This window comes from Corynebacterium sp. HMSC22B11 (assembly GCF_001815965.1).
Taxonomy (GTDB): domain Bacteria; phylum Actinomycetota; class Actinomycetes; order Mycobacteriales; family Mycobacteriaceae; genus Corynebacterium.
Map to the genome: position 1 here is coordinate 19578 of NZ_KV823473.1, position 18204 is coordinate 37781.

The window sequence follows — 18204 nt, forward strand, 5'->3', positions numbered from 1 at the left end:
GCATCATGACCAGGAACAATTCACAGCTGACGCCCCAGGGGGGCACGGGAACACCGGCGCCCCTGGGAGCGAAGCACAATCCGAAGGACGGCACGGCACGGCCCGAGACCCAGCAGGCACACCAGAACCCGGCGCAGGACGTGCGTTGGCTGACCGACGAGGAACAACAGGTCTGGCGCCAGTGGCTGGACCTGGGCGCCCGCATCACCAACGCACTCAGCCGAGAGCTACAGCTCGACAGCACCATCTCGCTGGCCGACTACGAGGTGTTGGTCAACCTCTCGGAGGCGCCGGATCACCGGCAGCGCGTGGTGGCACTCGCCGAGGCGATTAAGTGGGAGCGCTCCCGCCTGTCCCACCAGATCACCCGCATGGCCAAGCGGGGGCTCGTCCGCCGCGAGGCCTGCGATAAGGACGGCCGCGGCGCATTCGTGATCCTCGAGGAGCAGGGGCTGGAGGCCATCACTGCCGCCGCACCCGGGCACGTCGAGGCCGTGCGCCACATGATGTTCGACGGATTGAGCGCAGAGCAGCTCGCCGCCCTCCGGGACGTGCTCGCCCACATCGAGCCGCAGGTCACGGACCAGGAGGAGCGCATCGCCACAGCCCTGGACGCCAAGCGCAGGCGCGGCAAGGCGCAGAGCTAAAAGGCGCAGGGCTAAGAAGAACTAGCCCGCGCGGTACTCGGAGAACTTCGAGTACTGCAGCTGGTGCGCCACCACCACGGTGCCAATCGGGCCGCCACGGTGCTTCGCGAGGATGATGTCCGCCTCGCCGGCGCGCTCGTGATCGCGGTTTGCGCTATCCGGGCGGTTGATCAGCATGACCATGTCCGCATCCTGCTCCAGCGAACCGGACTCACGCAGGTCGGAGATGCGCGGCAGTGCGTCGTCGCCACGGCTCTCCACACCACGGTTCAGCTGGGAGATCGCCACGAGCGGGACATCCACCTCCTTGGCCAGCAGCTTCAGCTGGCGGGAGAACTCGGAAACCTCCTGCTGGCGGGACTCGACCTTCTTACCCGAGCTCATGAGCTGCAGGTAGTCGACGACGATTAGCCCGATATCGTGCTGTTGCTTCAGGCGGCGCGCCTTCGCGCGGATCTCCATCATCGTGAGGTTCGGGGAATCATCGATGAAGATCGGGGACTTATCGATCTCCCCGATGCGGCGGGTCAGCCGCTCCCAGTCGTCCTCCTCCATCTTGCCGCCGCGCATCGCGGAGAGGTGCACCTCCGCCTCGGCGGAGAGGATGCGCATCATGACCTCGGACTTACTCATCTCCAGGCTAAAGAGCACGGAGGCCTTGTTCTGGCGGATGGAGGCCGAGCGCATGAAGTCCAGCGCCAGGGTGGACTTACCGACACCAGGGCGAGCCGCGACGATGATCATCTGCCCGCCGTGCAGCCCATTGGTGAGGTCGTCCAGATCCTGGAATCCGGTGGCGATGCCCTTGGCGGTGCCGCCCTGGGACTCGAGCTCGTCGATCTCGTCCAGGGTGGGGTCCAGCAGGCGCTCGAAGACCTCGTAGTCCTCGCTGGTCGCGGAGTTCGTCAGCGCGAACATCTCCTGCTGGGCGTTGTCCACCACGGACTCCACCTCAGCGCCCTCGATGCCGGAGTAGCCCAGCTGCACAATGCGGGTGCCCGCGGTCACGAGCCGGCGCAGCGTGGCCTTCTCCTTGACCAGGTTGGCGTAGTAGCCCACGTTCGCACTGGTCGGGGTCTTGGACATGATGGACTGCAGGTACGGCGCTCCGCCGATCTGCTCGAGCTTGCCATCCCGGTCCAGGCGCCCGGCGACGATGACCGGATCGACCTCCTTGCCCTCCCCGTAGAGGCGGACGATGACGTCGAAGATCGTCTGGTGGGCGGGACGGTAGAAGTCGTCCATGACGAGGACCTCGACGACCTCGCTGATGGCGTCCTTGTTCATCAGCATGCCGCCGAGCACGCCCTGCTCCGCCGCGACGTTCTGTGGCATCTCGCGGCCCAGGTCCTGGAACTCTTCACGACGTCCACCCGAACGCCCGGATCGGCGCTGGCCGGATCCGAAATCATTGCGCGCGGGCGCGGCGGAGCTCCACGCACCCCCACCGTTATTCGGGTGCGGGGCGTGATCCTCCTCCGGTGGTGGCGGCAGGAGTTCTGCGCCGTCGTCGAAAGACATTCCACCCATGTTGCTCTCCATCGTGCCTCCGCGTGCTTAATCAGGCTCGGTTATCACCCTAGCCAGCGCTGCGGACAAACCCGATTCGGCAACGCATGGCGTTCTCATTCTTGTTCTTCAGATGACCGATCCCGGGGTGATCCAGCGCCCCTTCGGAGGAGTTATCCACAGGCGATTGTGGATAGCTCTGTGTATGGCGTGTGGATGATGTGTGGACAAATCCACAAGCCCCAGGTCAGCTTGTGGATGAGCTGTGGATCAGCCTGTCCATAACCCTCTGTGCGCCCTATTTCTGCAGGTAGAGAGCTTTTCCAAAAACCTGCCGAGAAGCAGACCCCCCTGTGGATAACTCGCGAAAATGCCTATAAGTGCAGCTCAATATGGCGTGTCCCCCACAACCTTCACCCACCGCTAGACCCCCCGAAATTACAAGTTTTGGGACGCCCCGCAGGCAGTTATCCACATCCTTGCCCACACCGCGCAAGGCCCTTGAATACACCAAGCCCCCGGCGGGATCATTCCCGGCCGGGGGCCTCGTGCTTGCTGTTGTCTATGTGTGCGTTCCGGCGTTCATCGCAGCAGCGCCGCTCGCCTGTGCGGCGGCCTGCACACCAGCCAAAACGCGGTGAAAAATGAGCCTGTCCCAACGCCATTGTGCATGGGCGGTTCCAACCCGGCCCCTGGGTGTCTAAGCCAGGGGCGTAGAAGTGTGAACCTGCCACTGTGCCGGTTGTCTAGGCCGGCGAAGGTCAGCGAGGGCTTAAGCGCACAGCGCTCAGACGGCGCGGCTCCTGCCACCCGCCTCGGCGCTGGACGCCAGGCTGCTTCTGCGATTACTTATCGGCGTCGACCACTGCGAACTCGAGGTTCGCGGTCATGCCGGAAACCAGCTTCACATCCACGGCGTACTTACCCGTGTTCTTGATGCTGTTCTTTGGCAGCTTGATGGCGTGCTTGTCCAGCTTCGGACCGCCTGCGCGCTCAACAGCTGCGACGACGTCTGCGGAGGTCACGGAGCCGAACAGCTTGCCGCCCTGTGCGGTGCGCACCGGCACCTGAACAGCGGACAGCGCCTCGAGCTCTGCCTTGACCGACTCTGCGTGCTCCTGGTCGCGGATAACGCGATCAGCCTTGGCACGCTGGATGTCCTTGATCTGCTTCTCTGCGCCGCGGGTCGCAACGATGGCGTAGCCGCGTGGCAGCAGGTAGTTACGTCCGTAACCAGCCTTGACTTCAACGATGTCGCCGGGGACACCGAGCTTGTCAACGGCGGTGGTGAGGATCAGCTTCATGATCCAACCCTTTCGTTGTGCATGGAGTGTTGACGTGAACAGTGATTATTGCTTCTGGCGGCCGGTCTGCCGGTCACCAGCGCTCAATCAATTGGTTCAGAATGGCGGCTCTTCGTCGCCGACACCGAAATCAGTTTGAGGTGCAGAGTTCCACGGGTCATCGGCATTGGAGGCATTCTGCCCGCCGAAGCCACCCTGGTTCTGCTGGCCACCCATGCTCTGCCCAGAACCGGAGCCCTGGTTGAATCCGCCCTGGCCGCCCTGGTTTCCACCAAAGCCGCCCTGGCCACCCTGACCGAAGTTGGAGCCGCCGCCCTGGTTTCCACCAAAGGACTGCCCGCCACCACGGGGGTTGCGCTGTACCTGCGCGGTCGCGTACTTCAGGGACGGGCCAACCTCGTCGGCCTCCACCTCGAAGACGGTGCGCTTCTCGCCCTCACGGGTCTCGAAGCTCCGCTGGCGCAGCCGACCAGTGACGACCACGCGGTCGCCCTTGTTCAGCGAGTTGGCCACGTTCTCCGCGGCCTGACGCCAGATGTTGCAGGTGAGGAACAGTGCCTCGCCGTCGACCCACTGGCCTGCCTGCGCGTCGTAGCGCCGCGGGGTGGATGCGACTCGGAAGCTGGCGACTGCGGCACCCGACTGGGTGTAACGCAGCTCCGGATCAGCAACAATGTTGCCGACCAGGGTAATTGGGGTATCTCCCGGTGCCATTGATAGTTCCTTTCAGCTGGGGTTATGCAGTTAAGGCCAGGTTAATCGCCTGCGCCCCGTGCTGCATGGGTGAAGCTGATTTCTTACTTGTCCTTGCGGAGCACCTTGGTGCGCAGGACGTTGTCGTTGAGGTTGAGCACGCGGTCGAGCTCGCGCACAGTGTCCGACTCGCAGGTCAGGTCGAGAACGATGTAGACGCCCTCTTCCTTCTTCTGGATCGGGTACTCAAAGCGGCGCTTGCCCCAGACATCAACCTTGTCGACCGAGCCCTTTTCCTCGCGGACAATGTTCAGGTACTTGTCCAACGATGGGGCTACGGTGCGCTCATCCTGGGAAGGATCGACGATGATCATGACTTCGTATTGACGCACGGACCTCATCACCTCCTGTGGTCTAGTGTTTCGGCCATGCTTATTTGGGCATGGCAGGAGGGTCGTTGCGTCAGCAACCTGGCCAGTGTACCCCGCTGCCTGCGGAAATGGGAAATCCGCGACCGTGGCCCCCGTTGCTCCCCGCGCTCCCCCATCCGGCCTGCCCGGGGCCGGGTTATTTATTGATCGAGGCCCAGCCCACGGCCAGGGTGACCGGGATGATCGTCATGAACACGATCGCGATGGAAAACAGCAGGATGATGACGTTTTTGGGCTTCTGCGCGTGGAAGCTGTAGAACGCCGTGCCGAAGAAGATGAATCCGATGAGGATGCTGCCCATCCCCAGGTACAAGGACATCGACATTGCCGCTCTAACTCTCCCTTAGTCCGTTGCGGGCGCTGCCTCGCTGCGGTTCTTCCCAGCGGGCTTCTTCTTCACCGTGGTTGCGCCGCTTTCTTTTTCCGACGTCAACCGCCTCGCGCCCGGCTCCTTAGCAGCCAGGATACCCGCGAGCGGGTCTGCTCCCGAATGCGCGGCGCGCACCAGGTCGCCCTGCCTGCCCGGCGCGGTCAGGCGCCCGTCAGTCTGCAGCATGTCGCGGATGACGATCACCGCCATCGCGACCAGCAGGCCCAGGCGCAGCACCGTCACGCTGTCGACCAGCCAATTCGGAGCAGCCTCCTCGGCGGGGAGGAACTGCCACATCCGCAGGTACCAGTAGCCGGCCTCGATGGTGGCCCAGATGAAGTACAGCCGCCAGCGGGGCAGCGCCAGGGCGATCAGCGGCACCAGCCAAATGGAGTACTGCGGACTCCACACCTTATTGGTCAGCAGGAAGGCAAGCACCGCAAGGAAGGCGACCTGAGCGACCCGGGGCGTCGTCCTCAAATAAAAGACGACGAACCAGCCCAGGGCGACCAGGGCTACGAGCAGCAACCCGGTGGTGATGTAGTTGAGCGTCTCCACGCCCTCGATGGCCTTGGAAGGCGAGCCGCCGTCCCAGGCCTCCTTGCCGGTGATGTGGGCGATGACCGCGTAGATCGTCGAGCCCTCGTAGCCGCGCACGGAGTTCAGGCGGAAGAACTCGCCCCAACCGCGGGGCGCGGCGATCATCACCGGGGCGTTGAGCAGCGCCCAGCTGCCGATCGCGCCACCCAGCATGCGGCCCAGCTCGCGCCACGCGCGGGTCTTCAGGCACAGCAACAGCAGCGCCCCCAGGATGAATGCGGGCCAGAGCTTCGCGGCCACCCCGAGCCCGCCGAGCACGCCCGCGAGCAGGGGCTTGTGATTCGCCCACGCGGCCAGGCAGCCCACTGCGAAGACGATGGAGAGCAGGTCGAAGTTCGTGAACGCGTGGACGATCACCAGCGGGGAGGCGGCCATGAGCATCGCGTCCCAGGTGCGCGCGCCCGTCAACCGGGTCAGCAGCGCTACCCCGATCAGCCAGCACAGGGCCAGACCAATGGAGGAGACGGCGAAGAAGACCACGGAGGCGGGAACCGGCGGCAGGCCCAGGGAATCCCACGCGGCATGCACCGGCCGGACGAGTGCCGCGGCGAAGTATTGATAGAACCCGGAGAGCACCGGGTACTCCATCCACCGCTCCACCCCATCGGTGGTGATGGACTGGAAGTACGGGACGGTCAGGGTATCCAGGCCCCGGCCGCCGAACAGCGGGATCTGGTCCGAGTAACAGGCCGCCGTGTACTGCGGTCGGCCCGACCAGTCCAGGTGAGCCTGGCCCTCAGCATTGACGTTGCCGCGCAGGCACGGGGCCTTCTGCAACCAGCCGAGAATGAGGAAGAAACCCGCAGTCGCGAGGATCGCTCGCTGCGGGTTCCACCGGGGCGCCACCGCGTGGCGGTCACGGTTGGCCATTTAGCCCAAGAGATCGTCGATGATCTGGCCGAGGTCCGGCGGCGGCGGGGCTCCCCCGCCACCGGTGTTCCCGCCACCCTGGCGCGGTGGCGTGGCCGGCTCCGGCTGCGGAGCCGGGGCTTCCTGCGATGGCTGTTCCTGCTCCGGCTCCGGCTGCGGGTTCTCCGGCGCGACGTAGCCACCGTTGTCCGGAACGCCGGCCGCAGCCTCGCCGCCGGAGCCCCAGTTCTCGATCGGGTCGTCGACCAGGGAGCGGTCCATCACGTTCTTCCAGATGGTGGACGGCATGCCGGAGCCGTACATGGTCCCGCCCCACTGGTTGACCAGCGGGCGGTTGTCCACGGTGCCGATCCACACGGCGGTGGCCAGCTGCGGGGTGGAGCCGATCATCCAGGCGTCCTTGTTCTGGCCGGTGTCACCGAGCTGGGCGGTACCGGTCTTCGCAGCGGACGGGCGGCCATTGGCCAGGGCGTTGCCGTTGGAGTAGGCCGCGATCGGGCCCATCGCCTCGATGACGGCGTTGGCGATCTCCTTGTCGATCACCTGGTCGCCCTCCGGGTCGGTGTTGTCGAGCAGGACCTCACCATTGGAGTTCTCCACCTTCTCCACGAAGTGCGGGCGGTGGAAGACACCCTCGTTGGAGAGGGTCGCCAGGCCAGCGGCCATGTCCAGCGGGCGGGACTGGTACTGGCCCAGGACGATGCCCTCGTACGGGTTGCCGCCGTTTTCCTGCAGGGTCTTGCCGAAGCCCGGCAGCTCCTCGGCCACGCCCAGGCGGTGGGCCATGTCAGCCACGGCCTGCGCGCCCCCGTCGAGGGAGCGGGTCAGGCGAATGAAGGAGGTGTTCAGGGACATCTTCAGGGCCTGCGCGATGGAGCAGCTGCCGCAGGATTCGCCGCCGACGTTCGTGACCTCGGTCTGGCCGGTGGTCACCGGGGAGGAGTCGAAGTTGTCGTAGATCGATCCGCCCTGGTCCAGGTAGGCGGCGAGGCCGAAGATCTTGAACGTCGAGCCAGTCTGCATCGGCGCATTGGCGTAGTCCCAGCCGACCGGGTCGTCGCCACCGTAGTAGCCGCGCACTCCGCCGGTCTTCGGGTCAATGGAGACGACCGCCCCGCGGATGCCCTCCATCGCGCCCTCGAACTGCTGGTGCACCTCGTCGACGACCGCCTGCTGGACCTTCGGGTCGATCGTGGTGGTGATCTTCAGGCCCCCGGTGTTGACCTGGTTTTCGTTGATGCCGGCTTCCTCAAGCTCGCGGATGACTGCCTGCTTGATGAGCCCGTTGGTGCCCTTAGCCTGGTGCACCTGCCCTGCCTTGGCCGGGTCCTGGGCCTTCGGGTATTCCGCGGTGTCGCGCTGCTCCTGGGTGATGGAGCCCATGCCGAGCATGCCGTCGAGCACGTAGTTCCAACGGGATTCCGCGCGCTCGCGGTTGGTCCACGGGTCAAGCACGCTCGGGGACTGGATGGACGCGGCGAGCACCGCGCCTTCCTCGACGGTGAGGTCCTTGACGTCCTTGTTGAAGTAGGCGTGCGCAGCGGAGTTGATGCCGTAGGCGTTGCGCCCGAAGTAGATGGTGTTGAGGTAGGCGCCGAGGATCTCGTCCTTGGACCACTCGCGGGCCATCTTGGAGGAAATCACCAGCTCCTTGGCCTTACGGGTGAGGCTGAGCTCGTCGCCGACCATGGCATTCTTCACGTACTGCTGCGTGATGGTGGAGCCGCCGCCGGCGCTGGTGTCGCCGGTGAGCTGGCCGAGCGCGGCGCGGCCGAAGCCGGTCAGGGAGAAGCCGGGGTTGTCGTAGAAATCCCGGTCTTCCGCGGCGAGGACGGCCTCGCGGACGTGCTCCGGGATCTCGGAGACGTCCACGTTGGTGCGGTTGCCTTCGGGCGGGATGATGCGCGCGAGCTCGGTCTCGTTGTCGTTGGCCATGATGTAGGAAACCTGGTTGTTGACCAGTTCCTCTGGCTCCGGGACCTTGGTCACGGAGTAGGCGGTGAAGAAGGCCACGACGGGCACGATGATGGCGACCGCGATGAGCGCGGTGAAGCCCACCAGGACTTTCTTGCGGAATTCGCTATCGCGCCAGTGGTTCTTCTTGCGTGCCCGCGCGACGTAGTTGCCGCTGCGGACAGAGCGCCCTGAGCCGGACCCGTTCTTCTTCGGGCCTGGCTTCGCGGCGTTGTTCTTGCGGTGCGGCGGCTGAGTGTTCTTACTCAACGAGCTATGTCTCCTCATTGAAAAGGGCAGTCGATTTTCATTACTTTACGCGGTCGCCCCCGTGCTTTGCACCTTTCGCGCGCCACTTTCGTCACAGAAGTTTACTGCCTCCCCATCGCCACGGTCCGCGCTTCGCCGTCATGACCCCGCTTTCTCGGATCCCCTCCCCTACCTTTGAGGACGTCGCCCCGGGCCAGCACTTGATCGGTTTACTGGCGGCTCTTGATCGGTCAACCGCCTTAAGCACCCCAATCGCCAAGGTCAGCGGCCTTAAGTTGTTCAGCTATGAGCAATAATTCGACTTCCCCTGCAGCGGCCGAGGGCCGCACGGTCAACATCGCGATCGTCGGCCTCGGCAACTGCGCCACCTCCCTGGTTGAGGGTCTTGAGTTTTATAAGGACGCCGCCCCGGATGCTGACATCCCGGGCCTGATGCACACCGTTTTCGGTGACTACCACGTCGCGGACGTCAAGGTCGTCGCCGGTTTCGACGTCGACGCGGACAAGGTCGGCAAGGACGTCTCCGAGGCGCTGTACTCCGGCCAGAACCAGACGATCAAGATCGCGGACATCCCGCACCTCGGCGTCGAGGTCAAGCGCGGACCCACCCACGACGGCCTGGGCCGTTACTACCAGGAGTCGATCGAGGAGTCCTCGGTGGAGCCGGTGGACGTCGTCGCTGAGCTGAAGAAGGCGGAGGCGGACGTCGTCGTCAGCTACCTGCCGGTCGGCTCTGAGGAAGCGGACCGCTTCTACGCGCAGTGCGCCATCGACGCTGGCTGCGCGTTCGTCAACGCCCTGCCGGTGTTCATCGCCTCCGACCCGGAGTGGGCACAGAAGTTCCGCGACGCGGGCCTGCCGATCATCGGCGATGACATCAAGTCCCAGGTCGGCGCCACGATCACCCACCGCGTGCTCGCCCACCTCTTCGAGGAGCGCGGCGTGCGCCTGGACCGCACGATGCAGCTGAACGTCGGCGGCAACATGGACTTCAAGAACATGCTGGAGCGCGAGCGTCTGGAGTCGAAGAAGATCTCCAAGACGCAAGCGGTGACGTCCAACCTGAAGACTTCCCCGCTGGCGGGCAAGGTGCACGATAAGAACGTGCACATCGGGCCGTCGGACTACGTGGGCTGGCTGGATGACCGGAAGTGGGCCTACGTGCGCCTGGAGGGCTCCGCCTTCGGTGAGGTGCCGCTGAACCTGGAGTACAAGCTCGAGGTGTGGGACTCCCCGAACTCCGCGGGCATCATCATCGATGCTGTTCGCGCCGCGAAGATCGCCCTGGACCGCGGCGTTGCTGGGCCGGTTGAGGCGGCGTCCAGCTACCTGATGAAGTCCCCTCCGACGCAGCTGCCGGACGACGTGGCGCGCACCCAGCTGGAGGAGTTCATCTCCGGCGGGATCGCCTAAAACGCCCGCGTGCGTCGGCTGAGGCTTCGGATCAGTCGGCGTCACGAACCGCTACCCCCGGGATGCTGCACAAGCCTCCGGGGGTAATTTTTCCCGTGATAAGGGATTATCTGGTACTCGATAGTTTTGCACCGACAACACTCAGGTAGATTGGACAATATGCCACGTTCAAAAATGGACATTGCCCGGGATCTTCGCCCGAGCCTCACGCGCCTCTACCTGCTGTACTTCCGTAAGACGGAGCAGTCGAACATCTCGCAGGCCCAGCTGTCGATCATGATGATCCTGGACAGCGAGGGGCCCATGCGCATTTCCCAGATCGCTGCGATGGAGTCCATCCGCATGCCGACGGCCTCCAACGCCGTCAACCAGCTCGAGACGATGGGGCTGGTCCACCGCGTTCGGGACGTCAGCGACCGCCGCGGCGTGCGCGTTCAGCTCACCGACAAGGGGCGGGAGGAGCTGCACAACCAGGAGGGGGCGCGCAGCATCCAGCTCGCCAGCATGCTGGAGAACCTCAGCGAGGAAGAGCTGCAGACCGTGGACGCTTTCATCCCGGTCATCGACACCATCCTGGAGCGGTACTCTGAGGATGACGAGAGCGCTACTCCAGCCGATCCCGCGAAGTAGCGCTAAAAGCTGAATTGGGACGGGGAGCTCAACGCTGTGGCACCGAAGAAGACGAAGAAGTCCCGCACCGCTAAGAAGGCCTTCCGCCAGCCAACGCTCGCGAAGCCGGTGGTCGCGCCACGTGTGAACCGGGCGCTGCGCGTGCTGGTTGCGTGGCCGCCGCATGCCGGGAGCGTGGGCGAGGACTTGGCGCGAACCGTCGCCTGGCTCGCGCAGGAGAACCCGCTGGTCGTGCGAACCGCGACGGTGATCTCCCAGACCTGGCCGCAGACGGACGCCCCCGCCGCGGCGGCGGATCAGGCGGACCTCTACCCCACCGCCAGCTCGGACCTCTACCCCACCAGCCCGGACACCAGCGGTAGCCACGGCACGCCGGGGGCCGGGGTGGGCGCGGCTGAGGCGCTGGGCGCCCCGGTCGCCGGCTCCGCCAGCCCCACCAGCTTCACGGCGGCCCGGGAGGCCTTCAATACGTGGCTGGAGGCAGAAATGGCCGCGGCGGGCGAGTCCGCACGGGCCGCCCTGCTGGCTGCCGGGGTGCCCGAGAAAATGCTGGACGAAGAGCAGCTCGCGATGGTCTACAGCGACCATTCCGAGACCAGCCGCCTCATCGAGGCCGGTGAGGAGTTCGGGGCGGATGTGATCCTGCTGGGCTCGCAGGCGGATTCGCCGGACGGGCGCTACCGGATGGGCTCCACCGCGGATGCGCTGCTGCACTGCTCCCCGCTACCGCTGATGCTCGTGCCGCGGAACCTGGACTTCTCCAAGGCCGGGCCGACGCGCGTGAACTGCGCTTATGTGGATACCGAGCAGTCCCAGCAGGCACTGCGGCATGCCTCGGATCTCGCGCGGCGGTGGGACGTGCCGCTGCGGCTGGTGGCCTTCTCCCCCGCCGGGGTCTCGCTGGACCCCACGCAGGTGGCTTTCGGTGACGCCGTGGATGCTGCGGGTGCCGGCGGTGCTGGTGTCGACAGTGCTGGTGCTAGCAGTGCCGCGGCCCCGTTGGCGGAGGCGTGGCAGGTGCAGGCCACGGAGCTGCTGGAGCGCGGCCGGAAGCGAGCGCTGTCCCGCCACCCGGATCTGGAGGTCACCACGAAGACTGGCATCGGCGCCAGCTGGGAGGAGGCCGTCGGCGCAATCAAGTGGCGTAAGGGCGATCTGATGGTCATGGGCTCCAGCGTGCTGGGTGATTTCAACCGCGTGTTCATCGGCCCATCGACGAACCAGATTCTGCGGCACGTGCCGGTGCCGGTATTCCTCAGCACGGTCTAGTTGGTCGGGTCGAGCGAGCCGAGTCCAGCTGCCCCTCCCCCGTTGTGCGTGCCGCGCCGCAGCACAGACTCACTACCCCGCCCGGGTTACTCTTCCCCGCTCGAGTGTGGCAGCGGGGTTTAGCTTTGTGGCCGGGATCTCTTAAGGTTGGGAGCTACCAGGAGTTTCACCGAAGGAGAGGGTAATCGTGAGTACGTTAGGCCCGGGGCACCCGGAGAATCGCGCCGAGCTGCCGCCGGAGGACCTTCCGCCGCAGAGCGCCGGCCGCCCGAAGCTCACCGAGCTCGATTACGAGGCCGATCCCCTCGCCCGCCTGGAGCGCAATAACCGCTCGACGAAGCAGGCGATCATCTACTTCTGCGCCGTCCCGGGCATCGCTGCCGTCCTGGCATTGGGCACGGCGATCATCTCCCGCATCGTGGGCGGCCCCTATTGCGATGCCGATTCCTCCGCCTGGTTGTGCACCGAGGGCTTCCGGCTGTTCTTCCACATCGCCCCTGCTCTGGTGTGCTTTTTCGGGCTCTTCGGAGCGGCGTATATCTGCTACTACAAGTGGAAGCGCCACCAGCGCTGGCGCCCGTGGATCGCGGTGATCTGGTTCATCATGCCCGTGGCGATCGGCTGGTCGGTCAACAGCGCGGCGATGCTGATCCTCAACGCCTAAAACTCAGCGCTCCCCACGTCCCAACGGGGCCCACCCCCAACGAGCCTCGAGGGGCAAAGCCCCAACGAAAACCCCAGCCCCAGGCCGCCCGGCCCCCTCCCCGGGCGGCCTTTCGCCTTACTTGGCGACGATATTGATCATGCGGCCCGGCACGACGATGACCTTCTGCACCGTCTTGCCCTCGATGTGGCCCTGCACGGTCTCGTCGGCCAGCGCCGCGGCCTCCAGGTCCTCCCGGGAGGCGTCGGCGGCGACCATGATGCGGGCGCGAACCTTGCCCATGATCTGAACCGGCATCTCGATCTGGTCGTCGACCAGCCAGTCCTCTTCCCACGCCGGGTATGGCACGAAGGCCACGGAGGCCTCGTCCTGGGTCAGGCCAGAACCCTGACCTGCCCCGTCAGCCAGCAGGCCGGAGACCTCCGCACCACCCAGCACCTGCCACAGCTCCTCGGCCAGGTGCGGGGCCACCGGTGCGAGCATCAGCGCCAGCGCCTCCGTCGCCGCGCGCGGCACCGCAGCATCCGCCGCGGCCCCCTGGGCGCCACCGGCACCTGCCGCGCCGTACTGCTTCGTCAGGTAGTTCACCAGCTCGATCAGCTTCGCGACGGCCGTGTTGTTGTGCAGGTTGGTGTAGTCCTCGTGGACACCCGCCAGCGCGCGGTTCACCGCACGGCGGTCCTCATCCGGCAGCGAGGCCAGCGTGTTGACGTCCTCATCGACGACCGCCTTGCCGGACGTCTCGTCCACGACCAGGCGCCAGGCACGCTGCAGGAAACGCTGCGCGCCGACGACGTCCTTCGTCGCCCACGGGCGGGAGGTATCCAGCGGCCCCATGGACATCTCGTAGACGCGCAGGGTGTCCGCCCCATAGTTATCGCAGATCTCGTCTGGGGAGACGGAGTTCTTCAGGGACTTGCCCATCTTCCCGTACTCCTGCTGGACCGGGGTTTCCTCCCCGGTCTCCGGATTGACGTGCACGAATGCGCCGTCACGCTCCACGACCTCCGCGGCCGGCATGTAGACGCCGCGGGAGTCGGTGTAGGCGTAGGCCTGGATGTAGCCCTGGTTGAACAGGCGGTGGTACGGCTCAAAGGAGCTAACCACGCCCAGGTCGAAGAGCACCTTGTGCCAGAAGCGGGAGTACAGCAGGTGCAGCACCGCGTGCTCCACGCCGCCGACGTACAGGTCCACACCACCGGAGGGGTTGCCCTCGCGCGGGCCGACCCAGTAGCGCTCGTTGTCGATGTCTACCAGCGCGTGATCGTTATTCGGGTCGATGTAGCGCAGCTGGTACCAGGAGGAACCGGCCCACTGCGGCATGACGTTCGCGTCGCGGTAGTAGGTCTGGGTGCCGCGGCCGTTGCCGAGGTCCAGCTCGACCTCGATCCACTCGCGGGCCTTGGCCAGCGGGGGCTGCGGCTCGGTGTCCTGGTCCTCCGGGTCGAAGGCGACCGGCTTGTAGTCCTCGACCTCCGGCAGCTCCACCGGGAGCATGTCCTCCGGCAGCGGGTGGGCAACCCCGTCGGCGTCGTAGACGATGGGGAAGGGCTCGCCCCAGTAACGCTGGCGGGCGAACAGCCAGTCGCGCAACTTGAACTGCACCTTGCCGTGGCCGTGGCCCCTCTCCTCGAGCCACTCGGTGGTGGTGGCCTTCGCATCTGCCAGGGCGAGGCCGTTGATGTCCAGACCCTCAGCGTTTGCGCTGTTCACGGCCTTACCGGACTCGGTGTAGGCGGCGATGAGCTGGCCGTCCTCGCCCTTCTCGCCGCCGGCGACGACCTCGCGGATCGGCAGGCCGAAGGCGGTAGCGAAGTCGAAGTCGCGCTCGTCGTGGGCCGGGACCGCCATGATGGCGCCGGTGCCGTAGCCCATGAGGACGTAGTCCGCGATGAAGACGGGCACCTGCTCGCCATTGACCGGGTTGGTGGCGTAGGCGCCGGTGAACACGCCGGTCTTTTCCTTGTTTTCCTGACGCTCCAGGTCGGACTTCGCGGCGATGGACGCGCGGTAGGCGGCGACGGCCTCGGACGGGCTGCTCTGGCCGAAGGTCCAGCGCTCATCGGCGTCTGCGTAGGCGGCCTGCGCGGAGCCGGCGGCGTCCTCAGCTGCGGAAACGAGGGTGTCGACGAGCTCGTGCTCAGGGGCGAGCACCATGTACGTCGCACCGAAGAGGGTGTCCGGGCGGGTGGTGAAGACCTCGATCGGGCCCGCCGCGGAGGAAAACGCGAGCTGCGCGCCGCGGGAACGGCCGATCCAGTTGCGCTGCATGGACTTGACCTTCTCCGGCCAGTCGAGGAATTCCAGGTCCTCGAGCAGGCGGTCGGAGTAGGCGGTGATGCGCATCATCCACTGCTGGAGGTTCTTGCGGAAGACCGGGAAGTTGCCGCGTTCGGAGCGGCCTTCGGCGGTGACCTCCTCGTTCGCCAGCACGGTGCCCAGGCCCGGGCACCAGTTGACGGTGGAGTTGGAGCGGTAGACCAGGCGGTAGCCGTCGATGATCTCCTGGCGCTCGGCCTCGGTCTTCTCGGCCCAGTCGGCGTGCTCGGCCTCGAGCTTCGGGATGAGCTCGGAGATCGGGCGGGCGCGGCCCTTCAGCTTGGCGGGGTAGCCCGGCGCGGGGTCGGCCTCCGGGTCGAACCAGGAGTTGTAGATCTTGAGGAAGATCCACTGGGTCCAGCGGTAGAACTCGCGGTCGGTGGTGGCGACGGCGCGGCGCTTATCGTGGCCGAGTCCCAGGCGGCCCAGCTGGCGCTCCATGTTCTCGATATTCGCCATGGTGGTGGTGCGCGGGTGGGTGCCGGTCTGGACGGCGTACTGCTCGGCGGGCAGGCCGAAGGCGTCGTAGCCCAAGGTGTGGAGCACGTTCTTGCCGGTCATGCGCTGGAAGCGGGCGTAGACATCGGTGGCGATGTAGCCCAGCGGGTGGCCGACATGAAGCCCGGCGCCGGAGGGGTAGGGGAACATGTCCTGCACGAAGATGCGGTCTTCCGGCAGCTTCTGCCCGTCGGTGGCGAGGTCGCCGACGGGGTTGGGGGCGTTGAAGGTGCCGTGTTCGGCCCAGTGCTTTTGCCACCGCTGCTCGATATCCGCGGCGAGCGCGGGGGAGTAGCGGTACGGGGTCTGGTCGGACGTGTCAGCTGGGGTGTTCATGGTTGGTCATTCTAGTAGACGGGGTAATAGACTGAACCGCATGATCGTGCTCACCATCCTGCTGGTTATTCTCGCCCTCGCTGTCCTGACGGTGGGGCTGCTCGGGTTTATGGAGAAACTGCCTGGTAACGGGGTGGTTGGGCTGCGTATCCCAGAGGTTCGGAAGTCCCCCGAGAACTGGGTTCTGGCGCACAAGATTGCGGGCCCGGCGTGGATGGGTGCGGGTGCGGCGCTGTTGGGGGCTGCGCTGCTGACGACGGGGATCGGTGGCTGGATGTGGCTGGTCTTCGCGCTGTTGATCGTGGGGGCGCTGTTCCTGATTGGGATGGGTTCTGCGATGGCGGCGTCCACGATGGCTCGCCTGGAGCACCTGCGTGGTCAGGAGGCCGAGGAGGCCCGGTCCGCTGCGGGTTGCTGTTCTTCTGGTTCTTCTTCCGACGACGACGCCTCGGCCGGCGGTTGTGAGCCGTCGGCGGAGGAATGTGCGTCGGGGAATTCGTGCGGTAGCTGCTCGCTGAATGGCGCATGTGAGGGCGGGGGAGCGGCCTTCGACGCTGGTCGGGACGCCGGTTCTGGTGCTGGTGCTGGGCAGGGCGCTCAGCAGGCGGCAGCGAAGCCTGCACTGGATCTGGATGCGGCTCGCCGCGCGATGGCGGAACAGGACCGTCGCTAGGGGTTAACGCGGGTACACCTTAGCGCGCAGACTAGCGGAGGTTCGCGCGCTTCAACTTGGGTCGCGCGATGGAAAAAATCACTAGCGAATAGGCGCTCGCGGCAAGCGTGACCCACAGCGTGGGCTTCCAAAAAAGCGGCAGGAACTTTGCTGGTAGGGCCACGATCAATAGACACTGCGCAAAGGCCAGAAAGAGTGTCGCGCTCAGCGCATGTAGTGGGGGCTGCACAAGACTTAAGGTCCAGAAGCAGGCCAGACTCAAGGCGCTAAACTGCCACAAGCCTGCGTTTCCGAACGAGGCGAGCAGAACCAGTGGGAGATACGCAGCACCGAGAAAGGCATAATCCTGTGTCTTCCACGACCGGGGGCTGTATTCCTCCCACACCGCGAGGTCGCTGGTGTAGAAGAGCACAACAGCACTGAGAAACAGCAACGCAAAGACGACATTGAACGGCACAACAGCGCCGTACGTGCCATCAACCCACGGCAAGGGTATTGCTGTTGTCCCCAGAACAATGGCGCCGCATACAGCGATCGCAATCAGACCAAAGGCCTGGGGGACACGGTGGCCGCGAAGGTACAGCTTGGTCATCACGACGCCACGCAGCCCTCGTTGACCTTGCTAATGAGCGCCTCATGATCGAGCTCTTGCCGAAGGTGACCCGATGGCTCCAACACCAAGCGCTTGAGGTCATCAGGGGAGACCCCGTCAAAGGCATCGGCGACCGGCACGGGCCCGTCCTCGCCGAACCAGCAGCTCGGGGTGCGGCGTAGTGCGTCATCTGCCTGAAGATGCTGCAGGATGAGCACGAGTTCAACCGTGTCGGGGTCGGTGGATCGCACAAGGAGATATTGCTGTGGTTGCTCCTTCTGCAGGTCTTCCGGTGCAGCTGAGCTGTGTATGTCCCACAGGGACGCCTGCGGCTTGCCGAGAGAGCTCAGCACATCACGATTAGCAGCCACGACCTCCTCGGGCGTTTCGGGCCATAAACACTGGCTATCGCTGCAGACCAAGTCTTTCTCAGACCTTTGGACGGTCACGTCATAACCAGCCCCTGCAACTTGCGAATAGCTAGCAAACCCTCCCAACAGCGCAACGGCTACTCCAGCGGCCACGGCGGCGGTCGTTCCTCGACACCCGGAGCTACCGACATAAATGAGCACCCACGCTGCCATGAGCAATGCGGCGAGCATCGTGGCACTCGCCGCCACGAAGGAGGAGTTCAGTTCGCGGTCAATACCGCAGCACAGCCCTGCAGTCTGGCCGAACATGTAGCGCCATTCAGGCTGCGACAGTGCCGGCGGGTAAGCCTGCAGAACAAAGCTCAGGAACATTGCCACGGGCAAGGCGATCAGGCTTGGAAGATAGAGGCCGCATGCCATACCGAGTGAAGCCCAAACGAGCGCATGCAGCGCGATAATCAACACGCCTTGCGGCCAGGCCCTGGAGCCGAATCCATCGTTGAGAACAAAATGTAGAGTGACGAGCAAAAATGCAATCAGCTGGAGTGGAGCAATCGACCGCAACCATACTTTCCCGGCATAACGTGGCCTGCCCAGCTGAGTCAGGATTTCGCGAAACCGGGACGCCTCCCACGCGCTCAGGAACCCAAGCAAGGGCCCCAGGACAATGAACAACTGCCAAGACTTATGGAGCGTGGCTTGCGGGGAACTCGGGTAGGTTTCAGCACCCTCGATGCTGATGTTGAGCCACAAGCTGACAGCGAAACCCACGAGAACGATTAGCGCATTTCG

General features: G+C 65.2%; 16 protein-coding genes. 6 read left to right on the forward strand and 10 right to left on the reverse strand.

Going from position 1 to position 18204, the window contains the following annotated elements:
• The first annotated feature begins 5 nt into the window (after positions 1–5).
• Entirely contained in the window at positions 6–647 is a 642-nt protein-coding gene (locus HMPREF3088_RS01405) for a MarR family winged helix-turn-helix transcriptional regulator (protein WP_070757878.1), read from the forward strand.
• A gap of 21 nt (positions 648–668) precedes the next feature.
• On the opposite strand, the gene dnaB is transcribed toward HMPREF3088_RS01405, so the two are convergent.
• The 7 genes from dnaB to HMPREF3088_RS01440 form a co-directional block, all read right to left on the reverse strand.
• Positions 669–2189, reverse strand: coding sequence for a replicative DNA helicase (dnaB, locus tag HMPREF3088_RS01410; protein ID WP_070757880.1), 1521 nt, complete (start codon positions 2187–2189; stop codon positions 669–671).
• An 812-nt stretch (positions 2190–3001) separates the two neighbouring features.
• On the reverse strand, positions 3002–3460 hold the full coding sequence (rplI, locus tag HMPREF3088_RS01415; RefSeq protein WP_070757882.1) for a 50S ribosomal protein L9: 459 nt from the start codon (positions 3458–3460) through the stop codon (positions 3002–3004).
• Positions 3461–3556: 96 nt separating this feature from the next.
• The gene (locus HMPREF3088_RS01420; protein WP_012361210.1) at positions 3557–4174 is read right to left on the reverse strand and encodes a single-stranded DNA-binding protein; all 618 of its coding nucleotides are present in this window, start codon (positions 4172–4174) and stop codon (positions 3557–3559) included.
• Positions 4175–4257: 83 nt separating this feature from the next.
• Positions 4258–4545 carry a 30S ribosomal protein S6 gene (gene rpsF / locus HMPREF3088_RS01425; RefSeq protein ID WP_012361211.1) on the reverse strand — a complete coding sequence of 96 codons (288 nt, stop codon included), beginning with the start codon at positions 4543–4545 and terminating at the stop codon, positions 4258–4260.
• Positions 4546–4720: 175 nt separating this feature from the next.
• Entirely contained in the window at positions 4721–4909 is a 189-nt protein-coding gene (locus HMPREF3088_RS01430; protein ID WP_012361212.1) for a hypothetical protein, read from the reverse strand.
• A gap of 18 nt (positions 4910–4927) precedes the next feature.
• On the reverse strand, positions 4928–6424 hold the full coding sequence (locus HMPREF3088_RS01435; protein ID WP_070757883.1) for a glycosyltransferase family 87 protein: 1497 nt from the start codon (positions 6422–6424) through the stop codon (positions 4928–4930).
• The gene (locus HMPREF3088_RS01440; RefSeq protein ID WP_070757885.1) at positions 6425–8665 is read right to left on the reverse strand and encodes a transglycosylase domain-containing protein; all 2241 of its coding nucleotides are present in this window, start codon (positions 8663–8665) and stop codon (positions 6425–6427) included.
• 267 nt (positions 8666–8932) lie between these two features.
• Here HMPREF3088_RS01440 and HMPREF3088_RS01445 point away from each other — a divergent pair, with 267 nt between their 5' ends.
• The 4 genes from HMPREF3088_RS01445 to HMPREF3088_RS01460 all read left to right on the forward strand — a co-directional run bounded on the left by HMPREF3088_RS01445 (position 8933) and on the right by HMPREF3088_RS01460 (position 12623).
• Complete coding sequence (locus HMPREF3088_RS01445) at positions 8933–10060, forward strand: inositol-3-phosphate synthase (RefSeq protein WP_070757886.1); 1128 nt, start codon at positions 8933–8935, stop codon at positions 10058–10060.
• Between the two features lie 159 nt (positions 10061–10219).
• Entirely contained in the window at positions 10220–10690 is a 471-nt protein-coding gene (locus HMPREF3088_RS01450; RefSeq protein WP_070757888.1) for a MarR family winged helix-turn-helix transcriptional regulator, read from the forward strand.
• A gap of 36 nt (positions 10691–10726) precedes the next feature.
• The gene (locus HMPREF3088_RS01455) at positions 10727–11959 is read left to right on the forward strand and encodes a universal stress protein (protein WP_070757890.1); all 1233 of its coding nucleotides are present in this window, start codon (positions 10727–10729) and stop codon (positions 11957–11959) included.
• Between the two features lie 187 nt (positions 11960–12146).
• A complete protein-coding gene (locus HMPREF3088_RS01460) occupies positions 12147–12623 on the forward strand; it encodes a hypothetical protein (RefSeq protein ID WP_070757891.1) in 477 nt (158 codons plus the stop codon).
• A gap of 117 nt (positions 12624–12740) precedes the next feature.
• On the opposite strand, the gene leuS is transcribed toward HMPREF3088_RS01460, so the two are convergent.
• Positions 12741–15776 carry a leucine--tRNA ligase gene (gene leuS / locus HMPREF3088_RS01465; protein WP_070757893.1) on the reverse strand — a complete coding sequence of 1012 codons (3036 nt, stop codon included), beginning with the start codon at positions 15774–15776 and terminating at the stop codon, positions 12741–12743.
• Between the two features lie 40 nt (positions 15777–15816).
• On the opposite strand from leuS, the gene HMPREF3088_RS01470 reads away from it, so the two are divergent.
• Positions 15817–16449, forward strand: coding sequence for an SdpI family protein (locus HMPREF3088_RS01470; protein ID WP_083317296.1), 633 nt, complete (start codon positions 15817–15819; stop codon positions 16447–16449).
• A 31-nt stretch (positions 16450–16480) separates the two neighbouring features.
• On the opposite strand, the gene HMPREF3088_RS01475 is transcribed toward HMPREF3088_RS01470, so the two are convergent.
• Complete coding sequence (locus HMPREF3088_RS01475) at positions 16481–17041, reverse strand: hypothetical protein (RefSeq protein ID WP_231837680.1); 561 nt, start codon at positions 17039–17041, stop codon at positions 16481–16483.
• Complete coding sequence (locus tag HMPREF3088_RS01480; RefSeq protein ID WP_246817984.1) at positions 17041–18165, reverse strand: ABC transporter permease; 1125 nt, start codon at positions 18163–18165, stop codon at positions 17041–17043. Before HMPREF3088_RS01480 ends, HMPREF3088_RS01475 begins: the two co-directional genes overlap by 1 nt.
• Positions 18166–18204 lie beyond the last annotated feature (39 nt).